The sequence below is a fragment of the Moritella sp. 5 genome, from assembly GCF_018219455.1.
Lineage (GTDB): Bacteria > Pseudomonadota > Gammaproteobacteria > Enterobacterales > Moritellaceae > Moritella.
Genome location: NZ_CP056122.1, coordinates 4,620,001 through 4,639,020, shown reverse-complemented (window position 1 = coordinate 4,639,020; position 19,020 = coordinate 4,620,001). Strand labels below are relative to the sequence as shown.

18 protein-coding genes, 2 tRNA genes and 2 rRNA genes (1 of these 22 only partly in view) are annotated in these 19,020 nt (G+C 40.1%); 19 read left to right on the top strand and 3 right to left on the bottom strand.

Translation table 11 applies throughout. From position 1 onward, the window contains the following. Positions 1-2 precede the first annotated feature (2 nt). The 11 genes from gspF to cysQ all read left to right on the top strand — a co-directional run bounded on the left by gspF (position 3) and on the right by cysQ (position 8,320). On the top strand, positions 3-1,223 hold the full coding sequence (gspF, locus tag HWV01_RS20740; protein ID WP_211673297.1) for a type II secretion system inner membrane protein GspF: 1,221 nt from the start codon (positions 3-5) through the stop codon (positions 1,221-1,223). 25 nt (positions 1,224-1,248) lie between these two features. After that, positions 1,249-1,683, top strand: coding sequence for a type II secretion system major pseudopilin GspG (gspG, locus tag HWV01_RS20735; protein ID WP_211673296.1), 435 nt, complete (start codon positions 1,249-1,251; stop codon positions 1,681-1,683). A gap of 117 nt (positions 1,684-1,800) precedes the next feature. After that, positions 1,801-2,406, top strand: coding sequence for a type II secretion system minor pseudopilin GspH (gspH, locus tag HWV01_RS20730; RefSeq protein WP_211673295.1), 606 nt, complete (start codon positions 1,801-1,803; stop codon positions 2,404-2,406). Further along, positions 2,406-2,795 carry a type II secretion system minor pseudopilin GspI gene (gene gspI / locus HWV01_RS20725; RefSeq protein WP_211673294.1) on the top strand — a complete coding sequence of 130 codons (390 nt, stop codon included), beginning with the start codon at positions 2,406-2,408 and terminating at the stop codon, positions 2,793-2,795. The genes gspH and gspI overlap by 1 nt, the downstream gene beginning before the upstream one ends. Then, entirely contained in the window at positions 2,752-3,462 is a 711-nt protein-coding gene (gene gspJ, locus HWV01_RS20720) for a type II secretion system minor pseudopilin GspJ (RefSeq protein WP_249185394.1), read from the top strand. Before gspI ends, gspJ begins: the two co-directional genes overlap by 44 nt. Then, on the top strand, positions 3,462-4,439 hold the full coding sequence (gene gspK, locus HWV01_RS20715) for a type II secretion system minor pseudopilin GspK (RefSeq protein WP_211673293.1): 978 nt from the start codon (positions 3,462-3,464) through the stop codon (positions 4,437-4,439). The genes gspJ and gspK overlap by 1 nt, the downstream gene beginning before the upstream one ends. Beyond that, positions 4,436-5,653, top strand: coding sequence for a type II secretion system protein GspL (gspL, locus tag HWV01_RS20710; RefSeq protein ID WP_211673292.1), 1,218 nt, complete (start codon positions 4,436-4,438; stop codon positions 5,651-5,653). The genes gspK and gspL overlap by 4 nt, the downstream gene beginning before the upstream one ends. Beyond that, positions 5,650-6,123 (top strand): type II secretion system protein GspM, encoded by a 474-nt coding sequence (gene gspM / locus HWV01_RS20705; protein ID WP_211673291.1) that lies wholly within the window; start codon positions 5,650-5,652, stop codon positions 6,121-6,123. The genes gspL and gspM overlap by 4 nt, the downstream gene beginning before the upstream one ends. Next, positions 6,120-6,875, top strand: a complete 756-nt coding sequence (locus HWV01_RS20700) for a type II secretion system protein N (RefSeq protein WP_211673290.1) — start codon at positions 6,120-6,122, stop codon at positions 6,873-6,875. The genes gspM and HWV01_RS20700 overlap by 4 nt, the downstream gene beginning before the upstream one ends. A 47-nt stretch (positions 6,876-6,922) precedes the next feature. Then, positions 6,923-7,468 (top strand): ADP compounds hydrolase NudE, encoded by a 546-nt coding sequence (gene nudE, locus HWV01_RS20695; RefSeq protein ID WP_067046719.1) that lies wholly within the window; start codon positions 6,923-6,925, stop codon positions 7,466-7,468. Positions 7,469-7,513: 45 nt separating this feature from the next. After that, on the top strand, positions 7,514-8,320 hold the full coding sequence (cysQ, locus tag HWV01_RS20690) for a 3'(2'),5'-bisphosphate nucleotidase CysQ (protein WP_211673289.1): 807 nt from the start codon (positions 7,514-7,516) through the stop codon (positions 8,318-8,320). Positions 8,321-8,399: 79 nt separating this feature from the next. Here cysQ and HWV01_RS20685 read toward each other — a convergent pair whose 3' ends face one another. Beyond that, positions 8,400-9,773 carry a sodium-dependent transporter gene (locus HWV01_RS20685; protein WP_211673288.1) on the bottom strand — a complete coding sequence of 458 codons (1,374 nt, stop codon included), beginning with the start codon at positions 9,771-9,773 and terminating at the stop codon, positions 8,400-8,402. A 333-nt stretch (positions 9,774-10,106) separates the two neighbouring features. Between HWV01_RS20685 and fabR the strand changes: the two genes are divergently transcribed. Both fabR and HWV01_RS20675 read left to right on the top strand, forming a co-directional pair. Continuing rightward, on the top strand, positions 10,107-10,727 hold the full coding sequence (fabR, locus tag HWV01_RS20680; protein WP_211673287.1) for an HTH-type transcriptional repressor FabR: 621 nt from the start codon (positions 10,107-10,109) through the stop codon (positions 10,725-10,727). A gap of 23 nt (positions 10,728-10,750) precedes the next feature. Then, complete coding sequence (locus HWV01_RS20675) at positions 10,751-11,113, top strand: DUF1422 family protein (RefSeq protein ID WP_211673286.1); 363 nt, start codon at positions 10,751-10,753, stop codon at positions 11,111-11,113. Positions 11,114-11,197: 84 nt separating this feature from the next. Here the strand turns inward: HWV01_RS20675 and trmA are convergent, their stop codons facing one another. Continuing rightward, positions 11,198-12,298 carry a tRNA (uridine(54)-C5)-methyltransferase TrmA gene (gene trmA / locus HWV01_RS20670; RefSeq protein ID WP_211673285.1) on the bottom strand — a complete coding sequence of 367 codons (1,101 nt, stop codon included), beginning with the start codon at positions 12,296-12,298 and terminating at the stop codon, positions 11,198-11,200. Positions 12,299-12,681: 383 nt separating this feature from the next. Between trmA and HWV01_RS20665 the strand changes: the two genes are divergently transcribed. Together HWV01_RS20665 and murI are read left to right on the top strand one after the other, a co-directional pair. Further along, positions 12,682-14,553, top strand: coding sequence for a TonB-dependent receptor domain-containing protein (locus tag HWV01_RS20665; RefSeq protein WP_211673284.1), 1,872 nt, complete (start codon positions 12,682-12,684; stop codon positions 14,551-14,553). 128 nt (positions 14,554-14,681) lie between these two features. Continuing rightward, on the top strand, positions 14,682-15,470 hold the full coding sequence (gene murI, locus HWV01_RS20660) for a glutamate racemase (RefSeq protein ID WP_211673283.1): 789 nt from the start codon (positions 14,682-14,684) through the stop codon (positions 15,468-15,470). 14 nt (positions 15,471-15,484) lie between these two features. Here murI and HWV01_RS20655 read toward each other — a convergent pair whose 3' ends face one another. Then, positions 15,485-15,940: an RNA-binding protein gene (locus HWV01_RS20655; protein ID WP_211673282.1), complete on the bottom strand. Its 456-nt coding sequence runs from the start codon at positions 15,938-15,940 to the stop codon at positions 15,485-15,487. A 669-nt stretch (positions 15,941-16,609) separates the two neighbouring features. Here HWV01_RS20655 and HWV01_RS20650 point away from each other — a divergent pair. From HWV01_RS20650 to HWV01_RS20635, 4 genes are all read left to right on the top strand, one after another. After that, positions 16,610-18,154: ribosomal RNA gene (locus tag HWV01_RS20650) — 16S ribosomal RNA — on the top strand. Positions 18,155-18,230: 76 nt separating this feature from the next. Next, a tRNA-Ile gene (locus HWV01_RS20645) sits at positions 18,231-18,307 on the top strand. Between the two features lie 21 nt (positions 18,308-18,328). Further along, positions 18,329-18,404: transfer RNA gene (locus HWV01_RS20640), tRNA-Ala, on the top strand. Between the two features lie 277 nt (positions 18,405-18,681). Then, positions 18,682-19,020: ribosomal RNA gene (locus tag HWV01_RS20635) — 23S ribosomal RNA — on the top strand (it continues 2,555 nt past the right edge of the window). The 16S and 23S rRNA genes sit together here with 2 tRNA genes alongside, the layout of an rRNA operon.

Below are 19,020 nucleotides of genomic sequence, written 5' to 3'. Positions count from 1 at the left end.
GCATGCCTGCATTTTCTTATTTAGCGATTGATCAAAAAGGTAAAAATAAAAAAGGGGTAGTGGAAGCAGATGGGCCAAAGCAAGCGCGTGCTTTATTACGCGAGAAAGGCTTAACTCCACTGGAAGTGGAAATGTCTGCAGCGGCTGAAAAGAAAAAAGCGGCAGGTATTTTTTCATTTAAACGAGGTATTAGTACGGCGGATATGGCGCTATTAACCCGCCAGTTATCCACGTTAATTGCTGCTTCGCTACCACTCGAGGAATCATTAAAAGCGGTTGCAGAACAAAGTGAACTGCCCCGTATTCAGAATATGATCTTGGCCGTACGTAGTCGTGTTGTTGAAGGACATACGTTAGCAGAAAGTTTTGCTGAGTTCCCTCATGCCTTTGACGATCTATATTGTTCTATGGTGGCCTCTGGCGAAAAGTCGGGTCATTTAGATAAAGTACTCAATCGTTTGGCTGACTATACCGAACAACGCCAAAAAATGACCAGTCAATTAACGCAAGCCATGATTTATCCGGTCATGTTAACGCTGGTGGCTATTGGTGTTGTGTCGCTATTATTGACAAGTGTCGTGCCTAAAGTTGTAGGCCAGTTTGAACACATGGGACAAGAATTACCGCAAATCACCCAAATATTGATCGGACTTTCTGATTTTGTCAGTAACTATGGTCTTTATCTTGTTGTTGGTATTGTCCTTACTATCATTGTTATTAAACGCTTGTTATTAAAACCTGCGAATCGCTTGATATTCGATGAACGATTATTAAAAGTGCCTGTCATTGGTAAGGTGAGTCGTGGAATCAATACTGCGCGTTTCGCGCGAACATTAAGTATTTTAAATGCCAGTGCGGTACCGCTACTCGAAAGTATGTTGATTGCGGGACGGGTATTAACCAATATGCATGCGCGTAAATTGGTCGAAGCTGCGACAATGCGCGTTCGTGAAGGTACTAGTTTAAGAGCAGCATTAACGGAAACAAAATTATTTCCACCAATGATGCTGCATATGATTGCCAGTGGTGAACAAAGTGGTGAATTAGGTCCGATGTTAGAGCGCGCTGCAGATAATCAAGATTCACAATTTGAAGCGCAAGTGACGATGGCTTTAGGCATTTTTCAACCCTTACTGGTAGTGAGTATGTCGGGTGTTGTATTATTTATTGTGATGGCAATTCTTCAACCGATTTTGTCTTTAAACAATATGGTTTCAGGTTAGATTTTTATTTCAAATAGAGGATTTTATGAATAATAAAAAACGGAATATGTCAGGTTTTACCCTGTTAGAAATCATGGTTGTTATCGTGATTTTAGGTATTCTTGCATCAATGGTTATCCCTAATTTATTAGGTAATAAAGAAAAAGCGGATCGCCAGAAAGTAGTATCAGATATCGTCGCGTTAGAAAATGCGATGGATATGTATAAGTTAGACAACAGCCGTTATCCAACGACAGAACAAGGCTTAGATGCATTAGTTGAAATGCCGGATGTAGATCCAGAACCAAGAGATTATCGTACTGGCGGTTACATCAAGCGTTTACCGCAAGACCCTTGGGGTAATGAATATCTATTAGTTAGCCCAGGTGAACATGGTCAAGTTGATATTTATTCTATTGGTTTAGATGGTGAAGAAGGTTCCGATGACGATATCGGCAACTGGAACATGCATGATAAATAACTAATTGTTTTATTGAGGCACAGGTTATTTTCTGTGCCTTTTTTTATCCAACTGAATGCATTCGATGTTAATTCTTACTCTATCAGAACGCATATCAACAATGACCAAAGGTACACAATGAAAAATCGTACTCATCAAGAATCTGGCTTTACACTATTAGAGATAATGTTAGTTATATTCTTAATGGGCATGATGGTCACCGGTGTTGTCATGACAATGAGTTCTTCTGGCCCTGATAAGCAACTCAAAAAAGAAGCTGCTCGTTTTATCGGAGTGCTAGAACTGGCCGAAGAAGAAGCCTTACTCAGTAGTATTGAAATGGGGATCGTGATTGAAGAACAGCACTATCAATTTGTTTATTTAGATGACAATGATAAATGGTCCGCATTTAATGATTCTAAGTTTTTTGTAAAAAAAGAGCTACAAGAAGACATGCTTATGTCACTTGAGTTAGCTGGGCTGAAAGCGGAAGGCAGCTTGTTAGGTGATCGCAAGCTATTTGCTGATGATGATGGTTTGTTTGAGGATAATGGCGGGCTATTTGAAGGTGATGAAAAAGACGAACGTATCGAACCGGATGTGTTTATTTATTCAAGCGGTGAAATTACCGATTTTACGTTGACGTTTACCTACATGGATGCGGATGTTGGGGACAGTAGTATCAAGGTCCAATTTGATGAATATGGAAAATTAATGATTAATACCACGATGGATGGATTTTAATGAAACCATGTTTAGGAAAAAAAACATTATTTAAGCAAGCTGGCATGACATTATTAGAAGTCATGGTGGCGATGGCGGTATTTGGCACGGCTGGTTTAGCAGTGATGAAAGTCGCGACTGAAAATCTCAGCAGTTTAGCCTATTTGGAAGAAAAAACATTCGCTAATTGGGTGGCTGCTAATACTTTAACTGAATTAAAATTAGCAAAAACAATACCTGGAAAGTCATGGCGAAAAGGTGAGTCTGAATTAGCGGGTCGAACTTGGTATTGGCGTTATAAAGCAGAGTCGACAGACAGCAATGATTTTGTCGGGGTGACAGTCGAAGTGGCGACAGATAAGAAGTATGACTCAACGATTAGCCATTTACTCACCTATGTGGTGCGCTAAGATGATGCGAGAACCGACAATAAAACAAAATGGCTTCACATTGATCGAGATGATGATTGCGATCGCTATTTTTGCCTTACTCAGTCTGGGGGCTTATCAAGTATTACAAGGTGTATTACGCAGCGATGAAATTTCGACAGAACGTGGGAATGCATTAAAACAATTACAACGAGCAATGGTTATTGTCGAACGTGATTTTCAACAAATGAATGCGCGTAATAATCGTAGTGATGATGAACAGACTGCAATGCCATTACAGTCTGGGAAATTTATGTTTGATAGTGATGACGATGGTATTGCTTTCGTTCGCAGTGGTTGGCGTAATCCATTATCACAGTTACCACGCTCATCGTTACAGCGGGTAATGTATCGTGTTAAAGATGCGCACTTAGAACGTTTAAGTTATGTCTATTTAGACCCCACTACAGGGGAAGAGCCGAAAAGGCAGTTGATCTTGGAAAATGTCGAGTCATTAACGTTCGAATTTTATCATAAAAATAAATGGAATGAGACTTGGACAAACAAGACCGCACTACCTGATGGCGTTAAAATGACGCTAACATTAAAAGGTTTTGGTGAAATACAACGCTTATTCCTATTACCCAAAGCGACAGTCGACAGTGGTAAAGATAAAGATAAAGATAAAGATAAAGGAAAGGGCAGCTAATGATATATGCCTCTAAACAGCGTGGTATTGCACTATTAACCGTCTTACTTATTTTGGCTGTGATGGTGATTATTGCCAGTAATATGTCATCACGTTTACAGCTGGAATTACGCCGTACCAGTAACATAATGACGCATCAACAAGCCCTTTGGTATGCTTATGGTGCAGAGGCGTTGGTTGAAAAGGGCTTAAAGCAAGCATTGAAAGACGATGATACGATCAACTTAGATCAATATTGGGCCACAGAAGGCATGATGTACCCTGTTGAAAATGGACTCATTGGTGGTCAGGTTTTTGATATGCAAGCCTGTTTTAATGTTAATGCTGTTACTGGAGAAGATGATAAAAACGGTCAAGCCCCACTGAAGGTCCGTTTATTCCGTAATTTATTAGAACAGCTTGACCTAGAAGTGTATGACGCGGAGCAATTAAGTGATGCCTTACGTGACTGGATTGATACTGATACAAATGTGGTGTCGAGTTACGGTGTTGAAGATGCTTACTATGAATCCCTCAATTACCCTTATCAAGCGGGTAATCAACGTTTAATTAATGTCAGTGAACTACGGGCAATAAAAGGATTTAATCAAGCTGTTTACCGTAAGGTTCGTCCTTATCTTTGCGCCTTACCAACAGCAGACTTAAAGATAAACGTGAATACCATTGTGATTGATAAGCCTGAGATATTAGCTGGATTATTTGCAGGGCAATTATCACTAGATGTAGCGAAAACAATATTGGAAGAACGGCCTAACGGCGGTTGGAAAACAACTGCGGATTTCTTAGCGTTACCGTTATTGGCTGGTATTAAGCTGGATAAAGCAGAGCAAGCTGTGTTTGATATAAAAAGTGGTTATTTTGTTGCGCTATTACAAGCTGAATTTGCTAGCGCAACCATGAAAGTAGAATCGTTATTTAAAGCTGAAAGCAAAGATAGTGTTTATGTTATTCGTCGACAATTCGGAGGAGCTCAATGAGTGAGCAATTAGTAGTAAGGCTTGGTAGTGAAAGTCGACAAGCAATACATTGGTTAGTGTGGTCAACCGTTGAAAGCGAGATCATTGCATCAGGTGTGTTGACCAGTGCCGCTGAACTTATCGAGCTAAAATCCCGTGCTGGTGGACGACCTATCATTGCATTAGTACCAAGCTGTGATATCACGTTTAAAGAGGTGGAATTACCTGGGCGTAGTAATAAGCAATTACTCAATGCATTACCCTACATGCTAGAACAAGAATTGAGTAGTGATATTGATAAGCTACACTTTTCTGTTCTAAGTAAGACTGCGAATACAGTATCCGTTGCGGTGATTGCGCATGACAAAATGCAACAGTGGCAATCATGGTTATCGGATGCCGAACTAGTTTGCACACAAATTATTCCTGATGCATTAACACTACCGTACAGTGAAGATAGTTGGAGTGCGATTGAATTAGATGGGCAATGGCTTATTAGGCAAACTCGTACACAAGGTATGTGTATTGAGACCGCATTATTAGGTTTTGTCTTGCCAACTGTTGCTCATGTAGACGTTGATGATGAGAGTGTTGTGCAGACGGTGACTAGCTATTCTACTATCGATCATCTTGAGTTAGATAATTGGCAACAGAATACAATTGAGTTGCCAATGAAACTTTGTGCTGAGGGCGCTGTTACCAGCCGTTATAACTTATTGCAAGGTGAGTACAAAATAGTACGTGAAGAAAATGTCGCATTAAAATTATGGCGTGGTACGGCTATCGCAGCTGGTTTAGCTATCGTGATGATATTTGTGAATCAATTTGTGATGTTAAATAAGTTAGAACAGCAACAAATGGCATTAGAAAATGAGATTAAGCAGGTATATAAAACGGTATTTAAACCGAAAAAAATGCGCCTAAATACGCGTTTAGTTAAAAAACAGATGCAGAATCGTTTAAATGATTTACGCGGTGGGGGCAGTGATTCAGGATTCTTAGTGATGTTAAGTCAGTTGACCCCTACATTTAAACAATCACCGGGAATTAAACCTATTTCAGTTCGATTTGATACGAAACAAGCAACATTACGATTGCAAGCAAGTGCGGTGGACTTTCAGGCCTTTGATCAATTCAAATCATCGTTATCGACAGAGTTTGATGTTGAACAAGGGGCGTTAAGTCAACGAAATGGCCGCGTTCAGGGCACGCTGGATATTAAGGGTAAAAAATGAAGGCATACTGGCAACAATTAGAGCAAAAAGAAAAGCAGCTCATTAGTTTATTAATCGCCACATTATTGCTTGCAGGTGGTTATTGGCTGGTTTGGCAACCGTTACAAAATGATATTAGCAATACCCAACGAAAAGTTAATGTTCAAACGCAAACACTCGCCGATGTGAAAGTGATAGGGCAAAAAATTATGAATTTACAGGGAGGCCAAGTAAACCGTCCTGAAGCGGGTGATCTTAACCAGCTTGTTAGTCGTAGTGCTAAACGTCATAAGATAATGCTCACACGTATTCAAGCAAAAGCAGATAATCTGCAAGTATGGATTGATGATGTTAATTTTAATCAGCTTACCGATTGGTTAGAGCAATTGAACAAACAATACGGTATTGAAATCCAGAATATTGATCTGAGTGTGTCAGATAAAAAAGGGATGGTTAAGGTTCGCCGATTACAGTTAGGAAAAAGAGCATGAGAAATAAACTTCTAGGGCTATGTTTTGTCATGATTGCGTATGTATTCTTTCTTATCGGCACACTACCAGCTACATTAGTATTATCATATATCCCATTGCCAGCGAACTTAACGATTAGCCAAGTTGAAGGTACGGTATGGAAAGGGGAAGCAAAACAGGTATCTTTTAATCATATAGAAGTGAAAGATGTCAGCTGGGATACATCGGTAATTGCGCTATTAACGGGATCTGCACAAGTTTACGTTGAGTTTGGTCGTGGTAAGAATAGCTTACGCGGCAGTGGTGAACTAGGCTATTCAAGTGCAGGTGTCTATGCGCAAGATTTCACCGTTACGGCAAGTTCTGAATGGTTAGTCACGGCGAGTAATATTCCATTACCAGTGACGACCAAAGGTAGCGTTAAATTGGCAATAGCAGAGATGCAGCAAGGAAACCCTTGGTGTGAACAACTTGATGGACAGCTGAGTTGGTCTAATGCAGGCATTGACTCACTGTTGGGAAATGTAGAAATTGATTCTGCTGTCGCTAATTTAAGTTGTGACAAGGGGACTATTGTTGCCAACATCAAGCAGAGCTCTAACCAGCTGAAATTATCAGGTATTGCTAGGTTAGAAAATCAAGGTAAATACACGTTTTCTGGCGTACTTGTACCAAGTAATGAATTACCGCAATCAATACGCAGTAATTTACGTTATGTTGGGCAAGAAAATGCCAAGGGTGAGTATAAGATTAATTACGCTGGCCGCATATAATGTTGTTATATAACGCGTACTCGTTATGACAAGGATGCAGAATTAAAATGACACATCAGAAACCTAAAATATTAAGCACGAATATTGTCGCAGAAAGTCGACTATTTAAAATTGAGTCTGTTGCACTGCGTTTTTCTAATGGTGTTGAACGTACTTACGAAAGAATGAAAGGCGGTGGTCACGGCGCGGTCATGATGGTGCCTGTCGATGCGGATAATAACCTTATCTTGATCCGTGAATACGCTGTCGGTACTGATAGTTACGAACTTGGTTTTCCCAAGGGGGCGATCGATAAAGGTGAAACAGCATTGATTGCTGCTAATCGAGAGTTAATGGAAGAGATTGGATATGGGGCTAAAACACTAAGCTTACTGAAAGAAGTTAACTTAGCACCGAGTTATTTTTCTGCTCGAATGCAGATTTATCTTGCACAAGATCTGTACCCTGAATCTTGTGAGGGTGATGAACCTGAGCCACTCGAAATTATAAAGTGGCCATTAGCCAGAGCAAATGAGTTACTTGATAATGATGAAATCACAGAATCACGTGCTATTTGTGCATTATTACTTGCCCTAAAACAACTAGATAAGTAATACTAAATCATTAAGCGATGGCGAGAATAAAGTAGGAAGTGCGATATGCAAATAATGACCTTAATTCCAGAGTTAAAAAAAATTGCACGCGCCACTGGTGCAGTGATTTATGATATTTATCAATCGGGCGAGTTTGAGCAAGAAATTAAACTCGATCATACACCGGTCACCAGTGCTGATATCGCCGCTCATCACTATTTATCTAAGCAACTTGCGTTACTGACGCCTGACATTCCAATCTTATCTGAAGAAGATTGTGATATTGCCGTTGAAGAGCGTCAATCTTGGGAAACTTATTGGTTATTAGATCCGTTAGATGGCACCCAGGAGTTTATTTCTCGTAGTGGTGATTTTGCGACAATTATTGCATTGGTACACAAGAATAAACCTATCTTGGGGATGATTTACGGCCCTAAAGATGACGTTCTCTATTGGGCTGTTGACGGTGAGGGTGCATACAAAGATACATTGGAAGGTGAAGAAAGAATCTTCAGTCATACATGCCTGCAACCTTTAACCAGTTTAAATGTGGTTGTGAGCCGCGTTCAGAATCCAGACAACATCCGTAAGTTAGTTGAAGATGATATTGACTTAGAATTACAATCTCTCGGCTCTGCGAGCTTAAAAGGTTGCTTAGTTGCAGAAGGTAAAGCGGATTGTTATATACGCTTAGGCATTACTGGTGAGTGGGATACAGCGGGTACGCAATGTATTGTGACTGAAGCGGGAGGGGCTATTCTTGATTTGAATTTAAACCCACTCTCTTATAACCTGCGCGATACATTAAAAAACCCTGACTTTATTGTACTCGGAGACCGTAATCTGACATGGTCTGAGATCTTAACGGGTTAAATAAATTAGTTTTATATCAAATAGAGAAAAGGTCAGCGTATTGCTGACCTTTTTATTATTCATTGAACCGTATGTTCGTTTATTGGAATGACGCGAACACTAGGATAAGTACTAATACTGGGCAAACAAATTTTACGTATACAGGCCAGATCTTCCAAAAGATAGAATGCTCTGTTACACCTTCTTGTTCTCTGATCTCTGCCATTAAGCCTTTACGGCTCCAAACCCAACCTGCAAAGATTGCTACGCCTAAACTAATGAGTGGTTGTGCGTATTGTGTCGTGAGTGTGATAACAAAACCAAACAGTGTTGAGAAGTTAAATACAATCACTAAGCTAAGCGCGGTGACGATCGTACCAACGATATAGGCTGCTTTCTTACGTGTCATAGATGCACGTTCTGCAAGATAACTTGTTGGTGATTCCATCATACCAATCGCCGATGTTAATGCGGCAACAAACAATAATGCAAAGAATAAAATTGAAACTGGGTATTGTGCAGCGCCCATCGTTTCAAATAATGCCGGTAATACTGTAAACACTAATGTATCAGAACTCAGTAGACTACCGTCTGCAGCGAAGATCTCAACGCCGTTATGTGAAGCCACATACATAGCAGGTAAGATCACCATACCTGCAACAAATGCGACAGCGGTATCCATCAGTGTTACTTGCGCGGCTAATTTAGCAATATTTTCTTTTTTGTTTAAGTAAGAACCGTATACCATCATGCAACCACTGCCTAATGATAGTGAGAAGAATGTTTGACCGAGTGCTCCAATCAGTACGTCACGGTCTAGGATGCGACTAAAGTCAGGAATAAGTAACGCTCGTAAACCTAGCTCAGCGCCTGGTTGAGTCAAGATATAAAGCATTGCAGCGATAAGCATTAAAAATAACAGTGGCATTAAACGCTTCGACCATTTTTCGATACCGTCTTCTACACCTTGTTGGATAACTAGGACTGTGAATATCGCGAATATCACTGTAAATATCACGTTGCGTGATAATGACATATCAACTAACCAGTTAGCCGTTGTTGTAGAGCCCATCATTTCTGCAATTGGTGCTAAGGTATTACTGATGAACCAACCTGATAAAATACCGTAGAAAGAAAAAATCAGTGCTGACGTTATAATTGCCGCAAGGCCAATAGTAATACCAATTAATTTAACGCTTTTATTTTTAGCTAGTTTACTTAATGCATTAGCGGGGTTTGTTTGTCCATGGCGGCCGATCATCAATTCAGCAATTAGCATTGGATAGCCAAGCATAAAGATGAGAACAAGATAAACCAGTAAAAAAGCACCGCCGCCGTTACTTGCTGCTTGAGTTGGGAACCCCCAAATATTACCAACACCAACAGCAGACCCTGCTGCCGCCATAATGAAACCAAATTTAGAACTAAACTGGCCGCGTTTAGCTGATTCTATTGTTGTACTGATGGTCGACATAACTCTCCGTGTAAACTTTTATTTACTCTAAGTTTGTTTGTAACTAAATATTTACGATTAATATCCTATTTAAGCTTGTTTTGGTCAACGTTTAATTTTGGTTTTAGTGATTAATGTGGGTTTTAAGTGTTGTTTGATGATATTTTAGGCGGGGTTTATTTCAAGTTCTCAGTTGTAAACAATTGTTTACAGTATCTATTTTTAGGTTTGTTTATAACGTATTTGTACCTGTCTTAAAAACGATAAAAATAAGTTAGTTGCTGATAATGTTGAAAGTAGTATTATAATATCAATGGTAACAATCCCTACCCCTTAATGAATGACATTTAAATTATGACCGGAATTAGAGCTCAGCAAAAAGAAAAAACCCGCCGTTCACTGATCAACGCGTCATTCAGACTCGTGACTGCAGAGCGAAGCTATTCAAATTTAAGCTTACGTGAAGTTGCACGTGAAGCTGGGATCGCACCTACGTCTTTCTATCGCCATTTTTGCGATATGGAAGAGTTGGGTTTAACCATGGTTGATGAGGGAGGTCTGACATTAAGACAACTGATGCGTCAAGCACGACAACGTATTGAAACTGGTGGTAGCGTGATCAAAACCTCTGTAGAAACATTTATGGAGTTTGTTGAACAGAATCCAAATATTTTTCGAGTTTTATTGCGTGAGCGTTCTGGTACATCGGCAGCCTTTCGAGCTGCGGTATCTAGAGAGTTACGTCACTTTAGCGCTGAGCTAACCGATTATATTGAGCTCGCAAGTAAACTAAGCCGTGATGAAGCGACGATTCAATCTGAGGCAATGGTCACAATTGTTTTTAATGCGGGGGCTGAAGCGTTAGATTTATCGAACGAAGAACGTCGAACATTGTCTGACCGTACTATAATGCAATTGAGAATGATTGCAAAAGGTGCAGCGGTATTAAAAATGACAAGAGGTATTGCGCTGTAAACTTTGAACATTGAGGTATTTAAATGACGACAAAGAATCAAGCGGGTTATAAACCATTATACTTTGCCTTTTTAGCAGGCTTATGTGGTAACGCAACATTAGCAACGTTAACGACAAGTGAAGTTCCATTCAGTATTTTTCCGCTCATTGCATTAGTGCTGGTGGCTTATAATTGGTATCAAGTTTATATGACTAGCGCTATTGAAAGCCATATAAGCAAATCGTCATTAGGTTTGTTTGTTATTGGTGTTTTGATATACACGACATTTGTACGTATGGAATATCCTGAGTTAGGCAGTAATTTCTTCCCCTTGATATTGGTATTAGGTCTATCTGCTTGGGTAGCAAAAACCATCGGTGTGTTCAGATCTAAAAAACAGGCATAATATCGGACTTATAAAAAAGCTCGTTAGCAACAATGTTGTTAACGAGCTTTTATCTATTCAAATTAATGTTGAGTTAACTTTTCGTTAGCTCTTTTTCGTTAAGTACACACCTGATTCAATATGGTGGGTATACGGAAATTGATCGAACAATGCAAAGCGGTCGATATTGTGCGTTTGACTTAATGCTTCGAGGTTGTCACTCAATGTTTCTGGGCTGCAAGAAATATAAACGATATTATCGTATTCTTGCACCATTTTAACTGTGTCAGCATCCAAACCTGCACGTGGAGGATCGACAAAAATAGTGTTGCAATTAAATGTCGTTAAATCAACTTTTGCATCTTTAAGGCGGTTGAACTCTCGTTCACCATTAATCGCAATTGTAAATTCTTCTGCAGATAAACGTAAGATAGTTAAATTGTCTAATCCGTTTTCGGCGATATTGTATTGTGCAGACTGCACTGATGATTTAGATATTTCTGTCGCTAATACTTTTTCAAAGTTTGGTGCTAATGCGATAGAGAAATTACCATTACCACAATACAACTCAAGTAAATCACCACTACAATCTTTAGTTACGTCTAATGCCCACTCTAGCATTTTCTGATTGACGATACCGTTTGGTTGCGTGAAGCTGTTTTCAACTTGCTTGTATTTTAATTTTTTACCCGCAACGTTAAGTTCTTCAACCACGAATTCACGATCTAATACGACCTTTTGTTTTCTAGCACGGCCAATAATGTCGATATTGAAGCGTTCACTTAGTTTTTCTTTTAATGCTTTCGCTTCAGTGATCCATTCATCACTTAATTGACGATGGTAAAGTAAGCTAACTAACAGTTCACCGCTTAGTGTTGATAAAAAATCGACTTGGAAAAGTTTGAAACGCAATAAGTTTGATTTTTTTAGTTCCAAAATAAGTGCTGGCATTATCTCGTTAATCAATTTACTACCAGGCAGGAAATAATCGATTTTTATTTTTTGCTTAGTTTCTTTATCAAACATGATGTAGTCAAGATCGTCGCCATCATGCCAAACACGAAATTCAGCACGTAAACGATAGTTCTCTGCCGGAGAGTCAAATACTTCTAATTCTGGTGGTGAGAATTTTTTAAATGTGTCACGTTGACGAGCTGCTTTATCGTCAAGCTGTGATTGGTAGTTGTCGGGGTGCATTTCGATCATGTGGGCTCACCGTAGTTAGATACTAAACAAAAGAGTAGGGATTGTAAGACCCAAATAGAGTTTGTCCAGCATATTTTACCTTCAGTTCGATACTTACCTTACCTTATCTTGAAAATATAAATAACCGAATTATAAATATACATTTATCTCGCATGACTCTATACTTTTTTTTGTTATTACTTGTAGAAGTAAATCTCTAGTTTAGTAACATACATTTATTGGGGGAATCCAGTTAGATTCTGGACCTGTCGCGCAACGGTGATAGTGCTTAGCACTTAAGGCCGGTCTCCAATAGGAACCTGAGTAATTAATAAAATAATAAATACTCAATTTTGCTGAATGATTCGGCTTATTTTTCTACGCGTAAATAGGAAAAATTTACAATGTCTAAAAAACTCTTAGCAGCGGCGCTTTTACCGTTCGCTGCTCTTGCCCAAGATCCATCTACTAATAATGAAGAAGTAACTGTCGTTACTGCCAACCGTGTTGAACAAGCGGTTTCTGATGTGCTTGCACCTATTACTGTTATCACCCGTGATGATATTGAATTAAGTATGGCAAAGTCATTACCTGAAATATTAAGAATGGTTCCAGGTATCGATATTGGTCAAAATGGTGGTCGCGGAAGTAAAGCCTCTGTTTTCATGCGAGGATCTGAGTCAGACCATGTATTAGTATTGATTGATGGTGTTCGTTTACCATCGAGTATCACATCTGGCGTTGATTTCAGTAAAATACCTGTTAGCCAAATTGAAACGATTGAAGTTGTTCGCGGACCTAGAGGTGCTATTTATGGCTCTGAAGCGATTGGTGGTGTGATTAATATTATCACCCGTGGTCAACAAGGTGCCAATATCAAACAAATCTCTGCCGGAATAGGTTCTGATAAATACTATGAAGCTGATTTGTTCTTATCATCTGATTTAACCGATAAGCTACATGTGAATTTTGGGCTCGGTTATGATGATAGTGAAGGTTATAACTCTAAACCAGTACCTGGTGTTAATGATGGTGACAAGCATGGATTTGAAAACACCGATGTTTTATTAGGTCTCGATTATAAATTAACGTCGCAGTTAAATGCTTTCATTAATACTCGATATTCTCAGAGTACATCTGAGTATGATGGTTCGAGTGACGCTTATTATTGGGGGGGCGTGCTTTATCCTGCGACACACTTAAAGAAAGAGCAGTGGCTAGAAACGACATCGGTCATGGCTGGTGCTAAGTATCGTCGTGATAATTATTTCGGCTCGTTAAGTTATTCATTTGGTGAAAATAAATCATACCAATATGAAGCGGGTGATGATTATAAAGATGCCAATAGTACACTTTTCACTAAGCAACATAATGTAAGCTTTATCAATTCGTTTGTGCTATCGGATTCATTATTACTAAACGCAGGTTTAGACTGGCGAGATGATCAAGCTGAAGATGAGGGCGGTACTCTTGATGGTATTGTTTCTCGTTCGAATACCGGTATATTTACAACGGTTGTATATGATATCTCATCAGTCACATTAGATGGCTCAATTCGGTATGACGACAACGAAACATTTGGTGGAAATACAACGTGGGGCTTAGCTGCTGGCTGGGAGTTTGTGAATAATTATAGTGTCATTGCTTCGACTGGTACATCGTTTAAAGCCCCATCTCTGTACGATCTATATGCTACAAATGCTTATACTAAAGGAAATCCAGATTTAAAACCTGAGTCTGGTGAATCTATTGAAGTAGGTGTTAAAGGTATTACAGGGCTTGTGGATTGGAAAATTATTGCATATAAGAATAAAGTACAAGATTTAATTGATGGGAAAAAGATCAACACAGTTCGAACTGCTTACAATAAAGAAGGGGTGAGTACGCTCCAAGGTATTGAACTAGAAATTAATACCGTAACGGGTATCGTTTCACACCAGGCGGTGCTTGAGTATTTAGATCCTAAAGATGCGAATGGTGATACATTACTGCGCCGTGCTAAATATAAAGCTAAATGGCAAGGTGTTGTTCAATTAGGTGATGTTGATTTGTCTTTACGTTATTTATACCAAGGTGAAAGGGATGACTACGTAGGCTCTGATAAAGAAACGATAGCTGGTTACAGCCTATGGGATATTTCAGCTGCTTATATAGTGACGGAAGCATTCAAGGTCAGCGCTAGACTAGATAATGTATTCGATAAAGAATACGCAACAGCGCAAGGTTACCCAGCACCAGAACGCGGTTACTACATTAATGCTACTTATGAATTTTAATTTGTAATGACACATTAACATGATGATTGAGAAGCCAGCGTTATGCTGGCTTCTTTTATATTCATCTATTCCAATTTATCCTGCCCTTGACTATTATATGTCTTTTACAATAATCCAATGGTTTGTACATGAGTAAGATATTGATTTTTGATTCTGGTGTAGGTGGTATATCTATATATAAAGCAATCAAAGAGCAATTACCAAACGCTGATTATCTTTACTTGTTTGATAATAAGTATTTCCCTTATGGTGAACTTGAGCCTGAGTTTCTTATCGAACGTGTTTGCCAGTTAATCGGACATATGTATGAAGAATATGATCTAGATCTTGTGGTTATCGCATGTAACTCTGCGAGTACATTAGTACTACCTGCTTTACGCAAACGCTTTCCTATTCCTTTTGTTGGCGTTGTACCCGCAATAAAACCCGCAGCATTACAAAGTAGAAAGAAAAAAATAGGTTTGTTGGCAACGCCTGGCACTGTTTCTCGAGACTATACGCAATTACTTGTAAGTGAACATGCCCAAGACTGTGAGATCGACATGATTGGAACAACAAGTCTTGTGTTACAAGCTGAAAACAAACTATATGGTAAACCTGTTGACTTAGATGAAATAAAAAAGGTTGTATCAAAATGGACAGTTGCTATTAATAGTCCTGATATTGTTGTATTGGGCTGTACTCACTTCCCGCTGTTAGTTGAGGAGTTAGGGCTGATTGTTGGTGAGCATATTAAATTTATCGATTCAGGGATGGCTATCGCATCTCGCGTTAAACATATCCTCGGCGATAGTGTGCTTTTTGGTGGTGACAATTATGGTGGAAAAGCGTTTTGTACCAAAATACAGGCACAAAAAAAGCTGACTTGCCTATTTAATGAAATAGGGTTAAGCCAGCCTTTATATATAGACGTATAATTTAATGAAACAAATTACTCAGCAGAATGAACCGTGCGTTCATTTGCTTCACGTACTTTTAATGTCCGTTGTTGATATTCAGCATCGTTAAGCGATTGAATTGCTTCTTTCGCGTCAGCCTCTGGCATTTCTACAAAACCAAAACCACGACGTTTACCTGTATGTTTATCTTTCATTAAGCGAACTGATAATACCTGACCATGCTCTGCAAACAATGTACGTACTGATGTTTCATTTGCTCGGTAAGGTAGGTTCCCTACGTATAATGTCGTTGTCTCTACAGCTGCGCTGTTTGAAGATGAAGGTGTTGTGAATTTAATTGTAATACCAGTAATAATTGCACCAATAGCAAACGCAATAGGCGCTGGTATTGTATTTCCTATAAAGGAAAGCGCTGCAAAACCAATTGCTGCAATCGCTACCGAAATAATGGATGCTCGAGTTGCATTAGATAAAGTTGAAAAGCCCATCGTTTTAAAGAACCTCTGAAAAAACATAAGTGATTAATATTAAAGAATAATTCATCAATTGTTACTCTTGTCCCTAATAGTAACTAATATCTAGAAGAGCGACAATCAGTCTCAATGTATCAATAAAAAGCTACAAAAAATCATAGCTGTGTCTTATTTTGTCAAAAAATGTATGAAATACAAACAAAAATATTGCATTCATTCAAATATAAATGGTTACTCTGTGTATAAGTTGGTAGTAAGCTGTTATTAATATTATCTTTCGTGTTTTTATATGAAAATGCTTGTCATCATCAGCCATCTCTCTATAATGCGACCTCACTGACACGGCAATAGCCGCTAAGTAAAGGTGTTAATAAGTATCGAAAGTTACTTTTTAACCTCCTGAAATAAAGTGCAAATATGCACTTGACTTCGAAATTGGTTTGCGTAGAATACGCAGCCTGACTACGACGGATAACGTCAAGGTCAATGCTCTTTAACAATTTATTCAAGCAATCTGTGTGAGCACTTGCAGAGATATAATGACCAAAAATTATATCAATGTAATTGTGAACATTAAATTAAATCGAAAGATTTGGTTTTATAAACAACAAGCTTCGGTTTGTTGTTGAAGTACAGAATTCATTGAGCCGACTTAATCGCTTAGGCGATTAGTCAAAAAACTTTTAATTGAAGAGTTTGATCATGGCTCAGATTGAACGCTGGCGGTAGGCTTAACACATGCAAGTCGAGCGGAAACGAAGAATAGCTTGCTATTCTGGCGTCGAGCGGCGGACGGGTGAGTAATGCTTGGGAATCTGCCTAGTCGAGGGGGACAACAGTTGGAAACGACTGCTAATACCGCATACGACCTACGGGTGAAAGGGGGCCTCTTCTTGAAAGCTCTCGCGACTAGATGAGCCCAAGTGGGATTAGCTTGTTGGTGAGGTAAGAGCTCACCAAGGCGACGATCCCTAGCTGGTCTGAGAGGATGATCAGCCACACTGGAACTGAGACACGGTCCAGACTCCTACGGGAGGCAGCAGTGGGGAATATTGCACAATGGGGGAAACCCTGATGCAGCCATACCGCGTGTATGAAGAAGGCCTTAGGGTTGTAAAGTACTTTCAGCGAGGAGGAAAGGTAGTAGATTAATACTCTGCTACTGTGACGTTACTCGCAGAAGAAGCACCGGCTAACTCCGTGCCAGCAGCCGCGGTAATACGGAGGGTGCAAGCGTTAATCGGAATTACTGGGCGTAAAGCGCATGCAGGCGGTTTGTTAAGCGAGATGTGAAAGCCCCGGGCTCAACCTGGGAACTGCATTTCGAACTGGCAAACTAGAGTTCTTGAGAGGGTGGTAGAATTTCAGGTGTAGCGGTGAAATGCGTAGAGATCTGAAGGAATACCAGTGGCGAAGGCGGCCACCTGGCAAGTAACTGACGCTCAGATGCGAAAGCGTGGGTAGCAAACGGGATTAGATACCCCGGTAGTCCACGCCGTAAACGATGTCTACTCGGAGTTTGGTTCCTTGAGAACTGGGCTCTTAAGCTAACGCATTAAGTAGACCGCCTGGGGAGTACGGCCGCAAGGTTAAAACTCAAATGAATTGACGGGGGCCCGCACAAGCGGTGGAGCATGTGGTTTAATTCGATGCAACGCGAAGAACCTTACCTACTCTTGACATCCATAGAACTTTTCAGAGATGAATTGGTGCCTTCGGGAACTATGAGACAGGTGCTGCATGGCTGTCGTCAGCTCGTGTTGTGAAATGTTGGGTTAAGTCCCGCAACGAGCGCAACCCTTATCCTTATTTGCCAGCACGTAATGGTGGGAACTCTAAGGAGACTGCCGGTGATAAACCGGAGGAAGGTGGGGACGACGTCAAGTCATCATGGCCCTTACGAGTAGGGCTACACACGTGCTACAATGGCGCATACAAAGGGCTGCAAACCAGCAATGGTAAGCGAATCCCATAAAGTGCGTCGTAGTCCGGATTGGGGTCTGCAACTCGACCCCATGAAGTCGGAATCGCTAGTAATCGTGAATCAGAATGTCACGGTGAATACGTTCCCGGGCCTTGTACACACCGCCCGTCACACCATGGGAGTGGGCTGCACCAGAAGTCATTAGCTTAACCTTCGGGAGGGCGATGACCACGGTGTGGTTCATGACTGGGGTGAAGTCGTAACAAGGTAGCCCTAGGGGAACCTGGGGCTGGATCACCTCCTTACGTAAAGTTGTTAGTTTTTGTAAGTGCCCACACAAATTGCTTGAATAGAGAAATTAAAGACATAGTAAATGTCAGTAGGACTGTAGCTCAGTTGGTTAGAGCGCGCCCCTGATAAGGGTGAGGTCGGTAGTTCAAATCTACTCAGTCCTACCAATTTACTAGCCACAATGATGTGGGGCTATAGCTCAGCTGGGAGAGCGCCTGCCTTGCACGCAGGAGGTCTGCGGTTCGATCCCGCATAGCTCCACCACATCATGTTCTCAGGAAGAGACCAAAGTTAAATCTGCTTATGAATAGCAAGCGACTTAACTTTGGTTTTTTTAACTCTGAAATTCAGGGTTAGAGACGAAAACTTTGCTTTTTAGCAAATTGCTCTTTAAAAATTTGGAAAGCTGAATAAATAAAGAAGTTCTTAAAACACGTTATTACTTCGGTAATAACAATATAGTGTTCTTGAGTATTCTTGAGGCGAAAAAAACTAGATAATACCTAGTTATTTCAATTGTACGGTCGACTTTAGATTGTATGGTTAAGTGACTAAGCGTATACGGTGGATGCCTAGGCAGTCAGAGGCGATGAAGGACGTGTTAATCTGCGTTAAGCTGTGGGGAGTTGATAAAAAGCGTTAATCCACAGATTTCCGAATGGGGGAACCCACTCTACTTTGTAGAGTATCGTAACGTGAATACATAGCGTTACGAAGCGAACCGGGAGAACTGAAACATCTAAGTACCCCGAGGAAAAGAAATCAATAGAGATACCCTTAGTAGCGGCGAGCGAACGGGGTCTAGCCCTTAAGCAGTTTGGAAGTTAGTGGAAGATTCTGGAAAGTTTCACGATACAGGGTGATAGTCCCGTACATGAAA